We start from the raw sequence: 17,283 nt of genomic DNA on the forward strand, positions 1-17,283 counted from the left end.
TATAATAGGCGATAAGGGGGAGTGATTAAATATGGGATTAAATAGCTTGATTTTTAACATCCAGATGGTTAAAGCGACCAACTTGAGATATTGTATTTACAAATATCTTGGAGCTCACGGTCATTTTCATGATGTTCCAGATGAAAAGTATCTTAATAAATTATGTAAATATTTTTATGGAAAAGAAATGGATTTTAATGATCCACAGACCTTTTCAGAAAAATTGCAGTGGCTTAAGGTTAATAACCATGATCCACTTCTTACAAAGATGGTGGATAAGTATGAAGTAAAGAAGTATGTTGCGGATAAGATTGGCGAAAGCCATGTAATTCCATGCATTGGGGTATGGGATAATGCAGAAGATATTGATTATGACAGGCTACCAGATGCATTTGTACTTAAAGTAACGCATGACAGTGGGGGCTTACGTATTATAAGGGATAAGAAGCAGTGTGATGTAGAAGAAACTAATGCGTTTCTTAATTCCAGATTACAGAGAAATTTCTATTATGCTGGAAGAGAGTGGCAGTATAAGAACGTAAAGCCTAGAATTATTGCGGAGCCATATGTTGATACGCTGGGAAAAAGTAGCTCAGTAGAATACAAGATTACATGCCTAAATGGTAAAGTAGAGTTCATTACTGTGTGTAAGGGAATTGCACATAGTAGATTAGATTTTAGGACAAATGATTTCTATGATAGAGATTTAAACAGACTAGATATGGTAACAAATTACTATGCTAATTCTAAAGAAGAAAATGTAATGCCCCAATGTATTAAAGATATGATAAATGCTTCGGAGAAGCTTGCACAGGATTTTCCTACAGTAAGAGTAGATTTTTATGTAGATAAAGATGACTATATTTTTGGTGAAATGACTTTCTATACCTGGGATGGTTTCTTTAAATTTATTCCAGGTGATTGGGATTTCAAATTAGGACAGAAACTTATACTGCCAGAGAAAAGATGAACGAGATAATAAGAGATAAGTTAACCCATTTAATATATGTTTTACTTTCGCCAATTGATGACTTATCATTTGCTAAATTGCAGTATAGACTTGTGAATGGTGGTAAACTTAATTTAAAAAATCCAAAGACATATAATGATAAAATACAATGGATTAAGATATATGATCACAACCCTGATTATCATAAATTGGCTGATAAACTTGAAGTAAGAAAATTTGTGACAGATAGAATTGGTGCAGAATACCTCATTCCAGTAGTGGGAGGACCATGGGATTCTTGCGACGATATTGACTATGATAAACTACCCAATCAGTTTGTACTAAAATGCACGCATGATAGTGGGGGAATCGTAATCTGCCATAATAAGGATTCTTTTGATAGTAAGAGGGCGAGCAGATTTCTAGGAAACAGAATTAAAAGAGACTATTATCTTCATGGACGAGAATGGGCATATAAGGGGTTGGTGCCAAGAGTATATGCAGAGAAATACTTGGTGGATGAGTCTGGTACCGAATTAAAAGACTATAAGATATTTTGCTTTGATGGAGTACCCAAGGTTATCCAAGTGGATTTTGGCAGATTTACCAAGCATGAACGAAATCTGTATACACCTGAATGGGAATATATTCCAGCGCAGATCAAGTATCCTACTAACCCCAGACATCAAATTACTAGACCAGAATGTTTGCGAGAAATGCTTGAGGTGGCATCTAAACTTTCCAAAGGCTTAACACAGGCTAGAGTGGATTTATACGTTATTTATGACAAAATCTATTTCGGAGAGATAACACTTTATCATGGATCAGGATGTGAGACATTCAAGCCAGCTGAATTTGGTAAGACAATGGGCGATTATATAAAAATACCTAATAAATAGCGAGATTATTTATGACACAGTGTGATATTTCTATATATAAAACCGAAAAGACTTATTATCCGTCTAAGAGAGAATTATTCAGACCATCTCAAAAATATCCGGAATACATTTTTGAAGAGATTTCTTCAGGTGAAAATGATGTATATAATTCTGTGAGGGAAGCGATTCATCTGTATGGCTATGATGCAGAACATTATGGCTTGGAAGATTGGAACCCGTTTGGAAAATTTATAAATGAGACATCAAATGTACTAATCAAACCTAATCTAGTAATGGATAATAACCGGTCTGGAGAGGGAACTGACTGTCTGTTTACTAATCCATCTGTTATAGCGCCAGTTATAGATTATGTGATTAAGGCACAGAATGGTAAAGGGACTATAACAATAGGCGATGCCCCGATGCAGGAATGCAAATTTGATGTTCTCATCCGTGAAAGCGGATTAGAGGATTTGGTTAATTATTACAAATCTAAGGGAATAGATATTTCACTAGTTGATTTCAGAGAGCTTAAATCTGATATTGTAATGGGCACCCATAAGCAGACTATAGACAATAGGAATTCTGGGACAATAATAAATCTGGCTGAAGATAGTGAGTTCTATGATGACAGCGCAGAATCATTGGAGAATTTGAGAATTACAAATTACGATCCTAGAAGGCTTGCTTCTCATCATAATTCAGAAAAACATGAGTATTATGTTAGTAATCATCTTCTTGCTGCAGATGTCGTAATCAACATGCCAAAGCCTAAAACACATCGTAAAGCAGGTGTCACTATAGCCATGAAAAATATGGTGGGCATAAATGCAAGAAAAGAGTATCTTCCTCATCATACAATAGGTAGTGTGGAAAATGGTGGAGATGAGTACAAACACAAGAGTATACTTCGCGTAATGAGCGATAAATTATATGATTACAAGAACATGAAAGAAGGGGAAGGCAAATACTTGATAGCCAGACCTGCTTTCTTTCTGGCTTATGGATTCAAAATCCTTGCTAATGTTATACATAGAGAACCTGGAGAAGGCAGTTGGAGCGGTAATCATACTATAAGTAGGACGATAAATGATTTAAACAAGATTCTCGTGTATGCAGATAAAAATGGCAAACTTTGTGAAACACCACAGCGAAAAGTGGTGATAATTGCAGATATGATAATATCCGGAGAAAAAGAAGGCCCTGTAATGCCGTCACCCAAGAATCTTGGAGTTATAGCATTAGGAGAAAATCAATTAGCTTTTGATTATGTAATTGCTTCTTTAATGGGAGCAGATATTCAAAAAATACCAACTATTCAGACGGCGCTAAATGTTGAAAAATACGGATTTAGTAAGAATATCAATCCGTGTATCTCATCAAATATTAAGGGATACTGTGGATTATTAGATGATTTGGATGATGATACAAATTGGAGATTTGTTCCTTCAAGCGGTTGGAAGGATGCATTCATCAAATAAAGACATAAAGGACAATAATGAAGTTACTGATTATAGTATCCAGTTTAAGTAATGGTGGTGCGCAGCGAGTGGCGTCTAACCTGATAATGGGACTGCCAGAAAATTGTGAAGTGGATATTCTGCTTAATGATGCAAGCGACGTATCCTATCCGTACAAAGGCAATATCATAGATTTAGGAATGCCTCATGAAGACGATAAAGGCAAATTATCCTATCAGATACGTGTTTTTTTTAGAAGGCTATCTAAGCTTCACAAGATAAAAAAGACAGGAAATTATGATGCGGCTATTAGTTTCCTTGATAGTGCCAATGTAGCAAATATTATTACTGGCAAAAAAAATACCAAAGTAATCACAACAGTACATTCGAAACTTTCGGCTTCAGGATTTGATTGGAAATACAAATATATAGTTTTTCCATTAGTTAGACTTCTGTATGGACACGCTAATAATGTGGTTGCAGTATCAAAGGGAGTTGAGAAGGACCTTCGAGAGCAGATACATTATAAAGGCAATAATCTTGTGACAATATATAATGGATTTGATTTTAACGAAATCAGGACTAAGTCAAAAGAACAATTGTCAGATGATGAGAGTGAAATGTTTGATGGTCATACCGTTTTGATTAGTGTAGGAAGATTGACCAAGGCTAAAGGATATTGGCACCTTATCAGAGCCATGCAGTTAATAGTCAGAGATATTCCTGATGCGCTATTACTAATACTAGGTGCTGGGGAACAGGAGCAATACCTTAAGCAGTTATGTGAGGACCTAAGTATTCAGGACAGAGTTGTATTTAAAGGTGCAGTAGATAATCCATTTAAGTATGTGGCTAGAGCAGACCTATTTGTCATGTCATCTATTTTTGAAGGATTACCGAGTTCGCTGATTGAAGCATTGGTATTGGGCATGCCTTGCGTAGCCACTGACTTTAAATCCGGCGCCAGGGAGGTGTTGGCACCAGAATTGCCATTAGAAGACGAACTTTTAGGCAATATATACCAAGCAGAATATGGTATTATTTCTCCAATATGTAGCGAAAAAGAGTGTTCAGCGGCAGAGCCATTGCAAATTGAGGAACAGTATCTTGCAAATGCTGTTATACAGGCATTGTCTGGAGAGAATGCTGTACATGAGTGTGAAAAAAAAGCTAATGAAGCAGTAGGGAAATTTAGCATTGAAGCAATGGTAGATGGCTATTTGAACCTGATATAAGAATTGAAAAGCAGAATCAAAAGATGAAGGCGAAATATCATAATGAAGCATATAGAAATAATTGTGCCTTGCTATAATGAGCAAGAATGTATAGCAAAACTATATATAGAGGTTAATAAGGTATTTAGCCAGTTGTCTGGCTATTCATTTTCTTTATTGTACATAAATGATGGAAGTAGTGATGATACACTAGTTGAAATACAAAAACTTGCAAGTGATTATGGTGATGACAAGATAAGGTACATATCTTTTGCTCGTAATTTTGGCAAAGAGGCTGCTATATATGCCGGATTCGAAAACTGTCAGGGAGATTATGTTGCACTTATGGATGCAGATCTTCAGCATCCTCCAGCTCTACTACCTGATATGATAGCTAAGTTGGAAGAAGGACATGATTGTTGTGGGGCTAGGAGAGTTAGTAGAAACGGCGAGCCAATAATCAGAAGCTTCTTTTCTAGAGGCTTCTATCGGATTATCAATAAAGTGACCTCTATGAAATTAGTTCCAGGAGGATCTGACTATCGAATAATGACCAAGCAGATGGCTGATGCCATAGTCTCTCTTTCTGAAAGAGAGAGATTTATCAAAGGCATCATGTCATGGGTGGGATTTGATACGGTATGGATTGAGTACAAAAATGTTGAGAGATTTGCAGGAAATAGTAAGTGGTCTTTCTGGGGGCTGGCAAGATATGCATGGCATGGCTTTGTATCATTTGCTACGACACCCCTTCGTGCAGCTATATGGCTTGGGATTTGCTTGGTATCTGCTACTGTTGTTTATGCAGTTATTTTGTTAAAAAATACTCTTTCGGGTGTAAGAGCCTGGGAAGATACTACGACCATTTTACTTCTTCTGATGCTTATAGGTGGAGTGATCATTACACTTCTAGGGGTTATAGGAGAATATATGGCTCGTATATATTTGGAACTTAAGGGTAGGCCAATCTATATTGCAAAAGCAAGTAACATTGGCAAAATGGTAAAATAAATAACTGTTTATACAGCTTATTTGACCAGCTTGGCTTGATGAATTGTTATATGACACGCACAGTTGAGCACTTGAATTATTACTATAAAAAAATAAAAGGTAAATAGAGAAATTGCTAATTCAAATAATATTGATTATAGTCTTGCTATTAGCCCTGAAACTACGTAAGGATCCGATAGATACCTTTTGGACTGCCAAGGAATCCACTGCTTTAAAAGGCTTTTTAATACTTGTTATTGTTGTATACCATTCTTCGTTCGAGATGGAGATACATCAAGGAATAATGCAAGTGGTAGATAATTATGTTTCTGCTATAGCGGTAGGATTGTTCTCATTTTTATCATCATACGGAATAGAAATTAAGTATCAAAAAGACAAGGCAGGATTTTATAAATGGCTTATAAAGAAGTTTTTTAACGTGATAGTTCTCTATATCTGCTTCTGCTTTCTAAAGATGATATTAAATATCTCTGTTGCTTCTTCAGGAATGATGTGGATTAATGCGTTTTTATTATCCTATGTTATTGAAGGTGTTTCGCATAAGTTGTTACTTGATAGAGCTTGGATAATAATTGTTGTTTTTTGGACAGCATATAGTATAGTGGTGCATGTTTTTCCTAATCCATTTTTCTGGTGGCCGCATCAGTCATTAGGGTTTGCGTATGGAAGTGTGTTTTATGTACTAGTAGCAAATAAACTAATTCAGAAAAAAAGAGCTTACAGATATGGAATTATAATTTTTTGTGCTCTTATATCGCTAGGAATGATTTATTTATACATAATAAATGGTTCATATCCAAATGTTTCTGTTGTGATGCAAATTGAGCGCAATATAGCGACATTGATGATGCTTGTAATGGTTGTGCAGGTAATGCTGTTCGTAACTATGAGTTTTAGCATGTTAGAGTACATTGGAAAAATGAGTTTGATTATGTTCTTTATTCATGGAATATGGATTGAGATATTGAAACCGGTACTAAATGGAACTTTGTACGTACTTGTTGTAGTGCTATTAACACTATTTACATCGGGGCTTATTAATTTACTAATACGCAAAATTACAGTCAATATTAAATATATAAGCTGGATAAAAAACAGTAAAAGCTGATAGAATAAAATGAGTTTGATAATGTTATATTATTTTCTCATTGAGCAATGACTATGAATATAAAATCATTAAGAATTCAAAAGGATCACAATAAAATAACTATTTTAGCCTTGTCATGGCGAGATATAGAGTCTCCCAACAAAGGAGGGGCAGAAGTACAGACGCATGCAATGCTTTCATTGTTGCCAAAAGGTAAATATCGTATAATTCATTTTTCTGCGTTATATGATGGCATGGATGATTATTCTGAAATAGATGGAATAACATATTATAGAGCTGGAAATGTTTTTTCAGTAATAGCTTTGGCGTATGCTTTTTATAAGCATAACCAAGATGCTATAGATTTTGTGCTAGATCAATGCAATACCCATAGATTCTTTACTCCATTTTATGTTCCATTGGAAAAGAGAATATTTTACATACACCAGATGACCAAAGAAATTTGGAAAATTAATATGAAATTTCCATTTAGTGTAGTGGGGCAGTTTGCTGAGAAATATATGACAAGGCTGTATCGAAAAGGATTTACAATTACTGTATCTGAATCAACGGCCAGGGATTTGGTAAAGTTAGGCTTTGATAGGAATAGGATACTGATTGTGCCACAGGTACTCAGACAAAAACCATTGCCTAAAGAAGAATTTCCAAGAAAAACAGAATTTCCATCATTTGTATATGTTGGACGTTTTATTCCATACAAAGGGATAGATATAGTTGTGGAGGCTTTGGGAATTATAAAGAAAAAATATCCTTCTGCTAAGTTGTCTATTATAGGAAAGTATGATGAAAAATATGTTTCAGATAATCTTATTCCTATTTGCAAAAAGTATGGTATGACTATAGGAGCAAGCCCAAATGATGAGACTTATGATATACGTTGTACAGGATTCATTTCAGAAAAAGAGAAGGTAGAAATTCTAGGCAGCGCTCATGCACTGCTATTTTTGTCGGTTAGAGAAGGCTGGGGAATTCCGATATCTGAAGCAGCATATGTTGGAACGCCTAGCATTGTTTTTGATAGTCCCGGACTTAGAGATGCTGTTAATTTTGGAAGAGCGGGGTATGTCACCAAAGAAAGGTCGGCAGATGCAGCAGCAGAATGTATGAGAATGGTAATTGAGGAAAAAGCCGATTATGATAAGATGAGAGATGCAGCTTATGATTACACAGTGACTTATTTAGGAAAGGACTATATTTCCATTCTAGATGAAGTGTTAGAAAAGATAATTTCTTGCAATAGATAAGAAGGTAATATATGGACAAGCCAATTATAAGTATTATTATGGCAGCGTATAATTCAGAGCGTACTATAGAAATGTCTCTTAAGAGTATTCGGGAACAGAATCTCGAACAGTCTGAAGTTGAAGTCTTGGTTATAGATGGAGGATCAACTGACAATACAAGGGAAATAGCTCGAAAATATAATTGTATTATATTTGATAATTCGAAGCGTTTACCTGAAATTGCAAAGAGAATCGGACTAAAAGCATGTACTGGTAGATATATACAGATAATGGATTCCGATGAAGTTTTTGCTACATCCTATGTTTTAAAAAGACGAATAGATTTTATGGATGCGCACACCGAGGTGAATTGTTTGCTGGCGCGTTATGTTCCTCCAAAGAAGAGCGGAATAAGTGGTAAGTATATAAGTGCTGTGGGCGATCCATTTACTGCATATGCATATAATTGGTTTATAGATGGAAATATAGGTCTTATTAAAAAAACAGATATTCTTAAGCAAAAAGGTTATTATATTGGCCAGTTTAAGGATGATGATATAATTCCTATAGGAGATAGTTGCACTCTTTTTAGAGGAGAATATTTAAGAACGAAATATTCGGATCTTTTTGACGAAGTTAATTCTACAGTATTGTTTCAAAAAACTGTTCGAGATACTAAATATATTGGTTGTATTGAGGGCGATGATATTGTTCATTATACGTCTTCAAGTCTATCAACATATTTTAAAAAATTGAAATTTCGTGTTGTTAATAATGTTTTTGATAAAAATGGTTCTGGGTATTCTGCTGTGGCAGAGAATAATGTGGCTTTGAATCGTCGAAAATGGGGATATCCGCTATATTGTATTAGTATAGTATTCCCAGTTATAGATGCTGTGCGGATGAGCATTTATTACAAAGATGCTAGTTTTTTACTACATCCACTGTATTCTTGGTATGTAATGATAGAAATAATAATCCAATATTGTTTGAAAATAATTGGCAAAACAATAGAAAATCAGCAATACGGATAAATGAATTATGGGTAATGTTTACAGATGATAGATAGATTAGTTAGTTTTCTTAGGAAGTCCCCACTTACTTATAGTATGTTGGTGGCTATTGCTTCAGCAATTAATTTCTTTACGCTTATTATTTTTGGACGAGTTTTTTCTGTTGAAGATTATGGCGTGGTGTCTACACTTCAGGCTGCTGTGACAAATTTAGGCGTGTTAGTGATTCCGATTCAGATAATAGTATGTAAAAGTATTGCTGAAGATAAGAAAGAATCTCGAGATGTTTACAATGCCATAAGCCTCTTTATTTTGGTTAATATACTTATTACACTTGTAATGGTCTTTGGTTCGAAAATTCTTATGCAATATTTGCATTTTGAGAAATTGGTTGTGTACGTTTTGTTTGCGTTTTTAGTCATCACTAATAATGTTTTTCTATTGCTAAATGGAGTGTTACAAGGGAAACAGTTATTCATACCGTTAGGAACATGCACAATAATATTTTATGTTGTTAAGTTAGCCATTGGATGGGGACTTGGAATAATAGGAAATGGTTATCAGGCAGTAATAGTTGGAATGGCATTTTCTGAGCTAGTATGTATTTGGTATTTGCTTAGTAGTATAAAGGGGGCTAGGCGTCACTGGAAAAATTACGAGTTTGGGTTGGATCAAGAGGTCTTAAAAAGCTTTGCATGGACGTTGCTTTTGTATGCAGTTGTGTCTCTTTATTTAAATAATGGCGATTTATTATTAGGCAATCTTTACTGTAGTAAAACGGAAATGGGACTTTATTCTGTTGCAATAAACCTTGCAAAAATAAGTTATTTCCTCATTGCTTCACCCATAGCAACTATGATTATGCCTAAAATAGCCCATAATTATGAAAATGTAAGAAAGCAAGGAAAGATATTGCTTTTTGCTGAAGTTATTACTTTTGTGTTGATGCTTGTCTATTCAATAGTATTCTGTTTGCTTGGAGGAACTCTTATAGAAGTTTTGTATGGCAAGAATTATATTGAAAGCGCATCATACATAGCTCCATGCGCTGGCTTTTCGATTGTTCTAGGAATGTTTTGGATTTTTTATCAATATGCAGTTGTCACCTCACTCATAAAATCTTTTTCCATAATTACAGCTATAGTGGGTGGAGTTTATGGGATAGGAGTTGTATTATATAAACCAAATATCGGATACATTCCTATTGGAATGTCAATAGTAATGGTCCTTTCGGTATTTTTATCTATAATTTATTTAAGAGTGAAAAAAGATGAATGATAGAATTGATTTGGCGATAATAGTATATTCGTGTTATAAAAATAAAGATATGTGGGCTGCTTTTTCTTTCTTTTATAGACGTTATTATAGTAAAAGTACTTGCAAACTAATATTGGCTACGGATAAATATGAAGAAGGCAATTACGCTTTTGACGATGTTGTAGAATTAGATAGTAGTTGGGCAGAAATGATAAAGGCTTCAATTGAAAGAGCTGGGACGGGATATGTTATGCTATTCATGGATGATTATTTGCTGACTGACTATATAGATGAAGATAAGCTTAGTGAAGCATTGGCAGATATGGAATGCTATAAGGCTCAGAATATACGCCTTTTAGAAACAAATGTTAGTAAGATGGAGCCTTTTGCATTAAATAGTAAATATATGAGGCTTATTCCGGGGTCATCTTATTGCTTATCTACACAGGCAGGGATTTGGGACAGTTCTTTTTTATTGCGCTATTTGAAGGATGGTATGACTGCGTGGGAATTTGAAAGGCTGTACAGTATGAAATGTAAAGATGAGCCAATACTGTTACTTGAAAGTAGAGCATATAGATTTCCATATATGGAGGCAGTTAGAAAAGGGGAGTGGCTTAATCAGGGAGTTAAGCATTGCAAGAAGAATGGTTATTGGATAGATTTTTCAGCTAGACGGAGGATGTCTATTGTAAAAGAAGTCACAGCGAAGACTAAGGGACTTTTGATTAAGCTTTTTCCTGAGTTGGTGCAAGTTGTACAAAACAAATTATTATATAAATCGTGAAATGGTATTACTGTTCATATAAAAATAATTGACAATTGATTGGGATAGCAATGGAAAAAATTATAATCACGGGCATTTCTGGGTTTGTAGGACATCATTTTTTACAGTATCTATATGATATTCGGAAAGAGATGGATGTTCTTGGCCTTGATATATCCATGCCGCTTTATAATACTGATAAATATGGTGACATTTTACAAATATCGATTCAGAAGGTTGATTTATTAGATGTTAATAGTGTTGAGAGGATTATACAAGAGTATAAGCCTGATTACCTGCTGCATTTGGCATCATTTAGTAGTGTGGCTTATAGTTGGGAACATCCTACAGAAAGTTTTATGAATAATACAAATATATTTCTGAATGTAGTTAATGCCGTGGCCAAATATGTGCCTACATGTAGAATCCTATCTGTTGGTTCTTCTGAGGAATATGGTAACGTAGGGAAAGATGATATCCCAATCAAAGAAAGACAACGGCTTATCCCTACTAGCCCATATGGAGTAGCTAGAGTATCACAGGAAATGCTTTCAAAACTTTTTGTGGATAGTTTTGGTCTGGATATAATTCTTACTCGTTCATTTAATCATATCGGTCCATGGCAGGATGAACGTTTTGCGATTCCTAGTTTTGTTAGAAAAATATTAGATATAAAAGATAGAGGTCTATTAAAGGGGACAATTGTTACTGGGGATATATCCGTCATAAGGGATTTTATTGATGTTAGAGATGTTGTAAGAGCTTATTGGTTACTATTACAGCGTGGAACCAAAGGCGAAATATACAATATTTGCAGTGGAAAAGGAAGATCATTGGAGAGCGTTATAGAGTCTATTGCTACACATCTAGATTTGCAGATAGAGTGTAGTATTGATGCCAAATTAGTTAGACCAAATGAAAATCCAATAATCATTGGAGCTAATTATAGGATATATGATTCGGTTGGATGGAAACCGGAAATACCATTTGATAAAACTATTGATGACATAATTAATGAGATGGTTGTACGAAATAAGCGGTGGGGAACACTGGTGGAATGAAAGGCTTTTATGATATTTGCAAGATTCTTTTATATAGGCTACCGTTTGGAACTCAGGCATTAATTTCTAAGCTATATTGGAAACCAAAGTTTGGGGAGAAGGTCAAGTTTAGTTATGGACCTAAAACATATTACGGTAAAGTTTCTTTTGGACGTGGAACAAAAGTCTCTGGTTATTCGGTATACACCAATATAGAAGTGGGAAATTACACGGTTTTTGCTGAAGGATTTAGAGTTTTGGGATTTGTTCATGAATATGATGCCTTTTCTATCAATGATGAATTGCCTGATATGATAGGTGCGGAAATAGATGATGATAACATAATTAAGCCTAGAATAACCCAATACCCGATTACAAGCATAGGTTCGGATGTTTGGATTGGGGAGAATGTTACTGTAAAAGGTGGTGTGAAAATTGGAGATGGATCCATCATAGCGGCTAGAAGTGTGGTCACTAAGGACGTGGAGCCGTTTTCAATCGTTGGTGGTGTACCAGCGAAATTCATTAAATGGAGATTTGACAAAGAAAAGATAGCTTTAATGAAAAAAATAAGATGGTGGGAATGGTCTGAAGAGAGAATAAAGGGAAATTACGAAAGACTATGTCGATTCGATAGTACTTTGGCAGAAGAGGATTAAGATGAAGACTATACATATATTGATTAATTGTTACTGGGGAAGTGGTATGAGCGGTGGAGACAGACGCACAATTGAGATGTTACGCCGGTGGAATAATACTTCTGAGTATAGATTTTTGGTATATACAACGCATGATTTTGCAAGATTACTTACTGAAGAAGGAATTGATAAATATGAAATAGTTTATACCGATAAAGAAAAGAATGGAAAGAATATAATCGTTGAGTACTTTAAAAGAATGGCAGAGTGTTACCGGCTTTTAAAAGAAAGAGTTAAAACTAATGATATAATATATTCATCGACTGATATTATGCCTGATGTTATGCCTGGGTGTTGGATCAAGAAAAAAAACAAGACTGTCATATGGGAAATAACAACTTATCATTTGTTTGAAAAATTTTACAAACGACCTGGAAATGTTTTTACTAATTTTTTATCATGCCAACAGCAGAAAGCGTCAATATCTAGCGGAGTAAAGTACGCAGATAAGTATTTTACAACTAGTCCGATTGTACTCAATTACTTAGAAAAAAGATGCAAATCAAAAAAGGTGTATTTGACAGACTGTGCTGTTGATATTGAGGCTATTGACAGAGCTAATAGTGAGGTGAACGGATACGATGCATGTTTTTTGGCACGACTTAATTATTCAAAGGGAGTTTTAGAACTACCTGAGATATGGCAAAAAGTTATTTCTGAAAGACCAGGTGCTAAACTTGCAATAATGGGTAAAGGAAATAAAGAATTTGAAGAGGAACTACGTAGTAAGATTGATAATATGGGAGTATCTGAATCGATAGACTTATTGGGATTCATGTCTTCAGAAGATGCATGGTCAGTAATAAAAAAATCTAATTGCTTTCTTTTTACCAGTCATGAGGAAGGTTGGGGAATGGCTGTAGCGGAAGCGTTAACAGCAGGTACTCCTGTCGTGGCATATAGGTTGCCAATATTTGAAAGATTGTTCCCCGAAGGAACTATTTATTGCCCGTTTTTGGATATAGATGCTATGGCACGAGGAGTGCTGAAAGTCAATGAGTCTTATGAGTTAAGAGCTAGCTTGGGAAAAAATGGAAGCGAATATATTAGAAATCACTACACTCTGAATTCAATGGCACAAAAGGAATTAAAATATATTCTACAATAGAACTGTATTAGGAAGATTAGTAATTATGTATGAGTTTATAGTTTCGATTTTTAGCATTTTCCCTGAATCTGTTTTTGATTTTTTTATAGGCTTTTGTTCCCAAATTAAATACAGAGGATTTTTAAAAAGGATAAAATCAGAACTTTGCACATCAGATGTACCTGAGTACAGGGAACTTGGGGAGAGTATTTCTGTTAAGCACTATTTTTTTCCATATAACGATGAAATCGGGAAAAAAATAAGGAGGGGTGCTGAAATAGAGGTTGATTCTAATAATGGGCATAAAGTTGTAAAATATAAAAATTTCTGTCTTTATTTTCCAGGGGAATGGACAAAAACTAAGTGTAAGAGTTACATGAGATCTTTACTTGTCGAGCAAGACAAGAATAGCAGTCATGCTTATTTTACTGATGAATTGGAAAAGATAGATAATTATGGAACTGTGATAGATCTTGGAGCGGCAGAAGGTATTTTTACAGCGGATGTCATTGATAAGGCAGAAAAAGTATATTTGTTTGAATATAATGATAGTTATATAGAGTGTTTAAATAGAACATTCGAGAAGTATAAGGATAAAGTTGAAATAGTAAAAAAATATGTATCAGATAAGAATCAGGGAGAGGAAATATCACTTGATGGATTCTTTGGTGACGAAATACCAGACAATATAGGCTTGATCAAGATGGATATAGAAGGGGCTGAACAGAGCGCTCTTCGTGGTATGAAGAAGGTATTGGAACGAAATCCTAATGCTATTTTACTTGTGTGTGTTTATCATTCACAAGATGCAGAAGAAGAGATTAAGAGTATATTAGATGGCTATGAGTTCAATGTTAGAAAAGGGTACAGGCTTGTTCCTAGCATGGGGGAACAGAAGTATCCGTACTTTAGACATGGCGTTTTGGAAGCGCACAGAACAGGATTAAATTCATAACTAATTTTAATGGTGAGAAATGGAAACTAAGAAGGAAGGATTATATAAATATTTAGTTATATTTGCTTATTTCTTTTTGCTTGTGTATATGTCATTTGTTCTTTTTATTAACCAGACATATGACCCTGATAATACAGCGGCACTTTGGGAAGGCTATGGATATAATGTGAATTGGCCTGATATGATGATTAATAGCTTATTGGGAGGTAGGCCGATAGGCGTTTTATTGATGGCAATCACGATTCCTTTGGACAGATTAGGAATTAATTATTTAAATAATGTTTTTGTTTTGCAGCTAATGCTGATGTTTTTTCTTTCTGCAGGTTTAACTGTCTTGTATGCAACGTTTTCAGATGAATTCGAGAAGATTAGCCAAAAGTGGATATGGATTATTATTGCGCTGGGGCTAATTTCTCCTTTTTACGTTGAGTATTTTGTCTTTGGAGGCCCAACAGGTGGCGTGGGAGCGTTATTGGCTGCTATGGGGCTCCTTTTTTTCTATAGAGGAAAATATAAGATATCATTTCTTTTTTGCTTCTTATCCGTTGGAACTTATCAGATCAATTATCAAATATTTTTAATCTATGGATTAGCACTTCTTTTTATATGTGAAACAAGTTGGAATAAAAAAACTTTGGTACAAGGAATTCGACTTTTTATTATTGCAGGTGGTTCAGCCATGATAGTATTGCTGTGTCCAAAATTCTATTCATTAATTACACAGAGCAATGAAGTTAAAGAGACAATTATCGGACAGACAGATAAACATTCTTTAGGACTCAATATTTTTTATGCATATAGAGAGTATTTAAATATTTTGAAACATAATTATGGATTGCTTCCAATGTATTTTTTGGCAGTATTGATCATAATGTTTCAATTAGTATGTATTTGCATTTTGATTAAGAATGATAGACATAGAATAATATCCTATATTGTGACTTCGATTATCATTTGGATGATTCCAGCATCGTTTAGTATAGTTATGGCAACTATATATCTGCCTAGCAGGACTCTGATTGGTATTTTTGTAGCATTTAGCGCTCAATTACTGATGACATATAAGGTTATAGAGAAATATTATAACAATTTTAGAATAGTAGCTGCTATTGTGCAGGGAATGATAGCGATATATTTTCTTGTGAATTTTTATTCTATTCAGACAACAGCTGCTGATGTGCTCGTTACAAATAAAATGGAAATGGCTCAAATGCGGATGATGCAGGACATCATTGAGGAGTATGAACAAGAATCAGGAAATACCGTTGATACAGTTGTTGTAACGCATCTAAAAACTGGGATATATGCATATGATAAGGTGAATACATACATGAAATATATGGGATATCCTAGTACACACATGGTAATAAACAAGGAATGGTGCGATGTGGAATTTTTAAACTATGTTAATAGTGAGAACTATAAAAGACAGGATATGTCGGAAGAAGATGCAAATAGGCTGTTTTCGGATATGAAATGGGAGGATTTTGACACATTTAATCCTAAGAATCAAATGGTTTTCGAAAACAATATACTATATTGGGCGCAATATTAAAATTGATCTTTTATAAATAAGGGAAAAATGACTGAAAAGGGAAAAAGTAATCACACTTATAATTATGGACTGGCGTTATTGAAGAATATCATGTGCTTTGAAGTGGTGCTATTACATTGCTCAGATATGTACGATAGCGGAGTTCTTGGATGGCTAAGCTATCTAACAAGTATGGCGGTGCCAGTTTTTGTAATAGTAGCTTTTTACTTTACTTATGTGACGACAAGGAAAGAACTAGGACGCCGTATGGCAAGGTTGTATTTACCAATGCTTGTTTGGGCGGTAATATATTATATTGTATTTAAAATGATGGCTGCTGGAGCCAGATTGGCTGGTAGTAGCGCTGCCGATGGTATTGATGTTTCGATTAACGATTTTTTTTGGCAATCTATTACAGGTCATTCTCCAAATCTGAATCCACCTTTGTGGTTTAATTTTGTTTTATTGATTCTAACGATACTGGTATTTTTACTTAATAAAATACCAGAGAGAAAACGGACATATTTATTGGTATTATTGTTTATTGCTGCTATATTTATGCAATATAGTGGCATCAACATGATGCTATTTGGGAAACTCAGGATTGAGTTGGTGTATTCGTTAGGAAGAATTACTGAAATGATTCCTTATATGATAATTGGAATTTTTGCTCAAAGATATTTACATCATATTAAGGGAGTCTTTTGGATACCTGCCTTGATATCAATTGCGGTTATTAGATATTGCGGAATATTCGTGAATATCAGTGAGAAAAGCTTTGAGTATGCTGGAGCTGAAATAATGTTGGTTTCGACAATTATCTTTGGCTTATTTTATCAAATTGATGGTGAGATGATACCTATCGTGATAAGAGAAGTAATTAAGAAACTATCTTCTCTAACTATGGGAATTTATGTTTTGCATGTACTAGTCAATGAAGTTTTATGTGGAATTAGAATTGCTTTCAATTTAAATATTCCTAAGCGAAATGCAATGTGGGCTTTGGGAGTATATGTTATTAGTGGAATAGCTACATTTCTGTTGTCGCAGATAGTACCTAAAAAGATTAAGCAATATGTAATGTAAGAAC

Annotated in this window: 15 protein-coding genes and 1 pseudogene; all 16 read left to right on the top strand. The window is 34.6% G+C overall.

The features are described 5' to 3' along the window. Window positions 1-31 precede the first annotated feature (31 nt). On the top strand, window positions 32-970 hold the full coding sequence (locus tag BPR_RS02000) for an ATP-grasp fold amidoligase family protein (protein WP_013279791.1): 939 nt from the start codon (window positions 32-34) through the stop codon (window positions 968-970). Beyond that, window positions 967-1,848: an ATP-grasp fold amidoligase family protein gene (locus tag BPR_RS02005; RefSeq protein ID WP_013279792.1), complete on the top strand. Its 882-nt coding sequence runs from the start codon at window positions 967-969 to the stop codon at window positions 1,846-1,848. The genes BPR_RS02000 and BPR_RS02005 overlap by 4 nt, the downstream gene beginning before the upstream one ends. A gap of 11 nt (window positions 1,849-1,859) precedes the next feature. After that, window positions 1,860-3,308 (top strand): DUF362 domain-containing protein, encoded by a 1,449-nt coding sequence (locus tag BPR_RS02010; RefSeq protein WP_013279793.1) that lies wholly within the window; start codon window positions 1,860-1,862, stop codon window positions 3,306-3,308. Between the two features lie 17 nt (window positions 3,309-3,325). Next, window positions 3,326-4,522, top strand: coding sequence for a glycosyltransferase (locus tag BPR_RS19445; RefSeq protein ID WP_013279794.1), 1,197 nt, complete (start codon window positions 3,326-3,328; stop codon window positions 4,520-4,522). A 42-nt stretch (window positions 4,523-4,564) separates the two neighbouring features. Then, the gene (locus BPR_RS02020; RefSeq protein WP_013279795.1) at window positions 4,565-5,512 is read left to right on the top strand and encodes a glycosyltransferase family 2 protein; all 948 of its coding nucleotides are present in this window, start codon (window positions 4,565-4,567) and stop codon (window positions 5,510-5,512) included. Between the two features lie 283 nt (window positions 5,513-5,795). After that, complete coding sequence (locus tag BPR_RS02025; RefSeq protein ID WP_143754247.1) at window positions 5,796-6,620, top strand: hypothetical protein; 825 nt, start codon at window positions 5,796-5,798, stop codon at window positions 6,618-6,620. 53 nt (window positions 6,621-6,673) lie between these two features. Continuing rightward, window positions 6,674-7,864 (top strand): glycosyltransferase family 4 protein, encoded by a 1,191-nt coding sequence (locus tag BPR_RS02030; RefSeq protein WP_042256371.1) that lies wholly within the window; start codon window positions 6,674-6,676, stop codon window positions 7,862-7,864. Between the two features lie 11 nt (window positions 7,865-7,875). Further along, window positions 7,876-8,877, top strand: coding sequence for a glycosyltransferase family 2 protein (locus BPR_RS02035; RefSeq protein ID WP_013279798.1), 1,002 nt, complete (start codon window positions 7,876-7,878; stop codon window positions 8,875-8,877). A 24-nt stretch (window positions 8,878-8,901) separates the two neighbouring features. Then, window positions 8,902-10,134 carry a lipopolysaccharide biosynthesis protein gene (locus BPR_RS02040; RefSeq protein WP_013279799.1) on the top strand — a complete coding sequence of 411 codons (1,233 nt, stop codon included), beginning with the start codon at window positions 8,902-8,904 and terminating at the stop codon, window positions 10,132-10,134. Continuing rightward, window positions 10,127-10,900, top strand: a complete 774-nt coding sequence (locus BPR_RS02045) for a hypothetical protein (protein ID WP_013279800.1) — start codon at window positions 10,127-10,129, stop codon at window positions 10,898-10,900. The genes BPR_RS02040 and BPR_RS02045 overlap by 8 nt, the downstream gene beginning before the upstream one ends. A gap of 50 nt (window positions 10,901-10,950) precedes the next feature. Further along, a complete protein-coding gene (locus tag BPR_RS02050; RefSeq protein ID WP_013279801.1) occupies window positions 10,951-11,940 on the top strand; it encodes a GDP-mannose 4,6-dehydratase in 990 nt (329 codons plus the stop codon). Between the two features lie 359 nt (window positions 11,941-12,299). Then, a pseudogene (locus tag BPR_RS21685) lies at window positions 12,300-12,578 on the top strand (CatB-related O-acetyltransferase); the annotation flags it as partial. A 46-nt stretch (window positions 12,579-12,624) separates the two neighbouring features. Further along, entirely contained in the window at window positions 12,625-13,725 is a 1,101-nt protein-coding gene (locus BPR_RS19455) for a glycosyltransferase family 4 protein (protein ID WP_167531133.1), read from the top strand. 25 nt (window positions 13,726-13,750) lie between these two features. Next, window positions 13,751-14,659, top strand: coding sequence for an FkbM family methyltransferase (locus BPR_RS19460; RefSeq protein WP_013279804.1), 909 nt, complete (start codon window positions 13,751-13,753; stop codon window positions 14,657-14,659). 19 nt (window positions 14,660-14,678) lie between these two features. Continuing rightward, window positions 14,679-16,214 (top strand): glucosyltransferase domain-containing protein, encoded by a 1,536-nt coding sequence (locus BPR_RS02070; protein WP_013279805.1) that lies wholly within the window; start codon window positions 14,679-14,681, stop codon window positions 16,212-16,214. Between the two features lie 27 nt (window positions 16,215-16,241). Beyond that, window positions 16,242-17,279 (top strand): acyltransferase family protein, encoded by a 1,038-nt coding sequence (locus tag BPR_RS02075; protein ID WP_013279806.1) that lies wholly within the window; start codon window positions 16,242-16,244, stop codon window positions 17,277-17,279. Window positions 17,280-17,283: the final 4 nt, after the last annotated feature.

This window comes from Butyrivibrio proteoclasticus B316, from assembly GCF_000145035.1.
Lineage (GTDB): Bacteria > Bacillota > Clostridia > Lachnospirales > Lachnospiraceae > Butyrivibrio > Butyrivibrio proteoclasticus.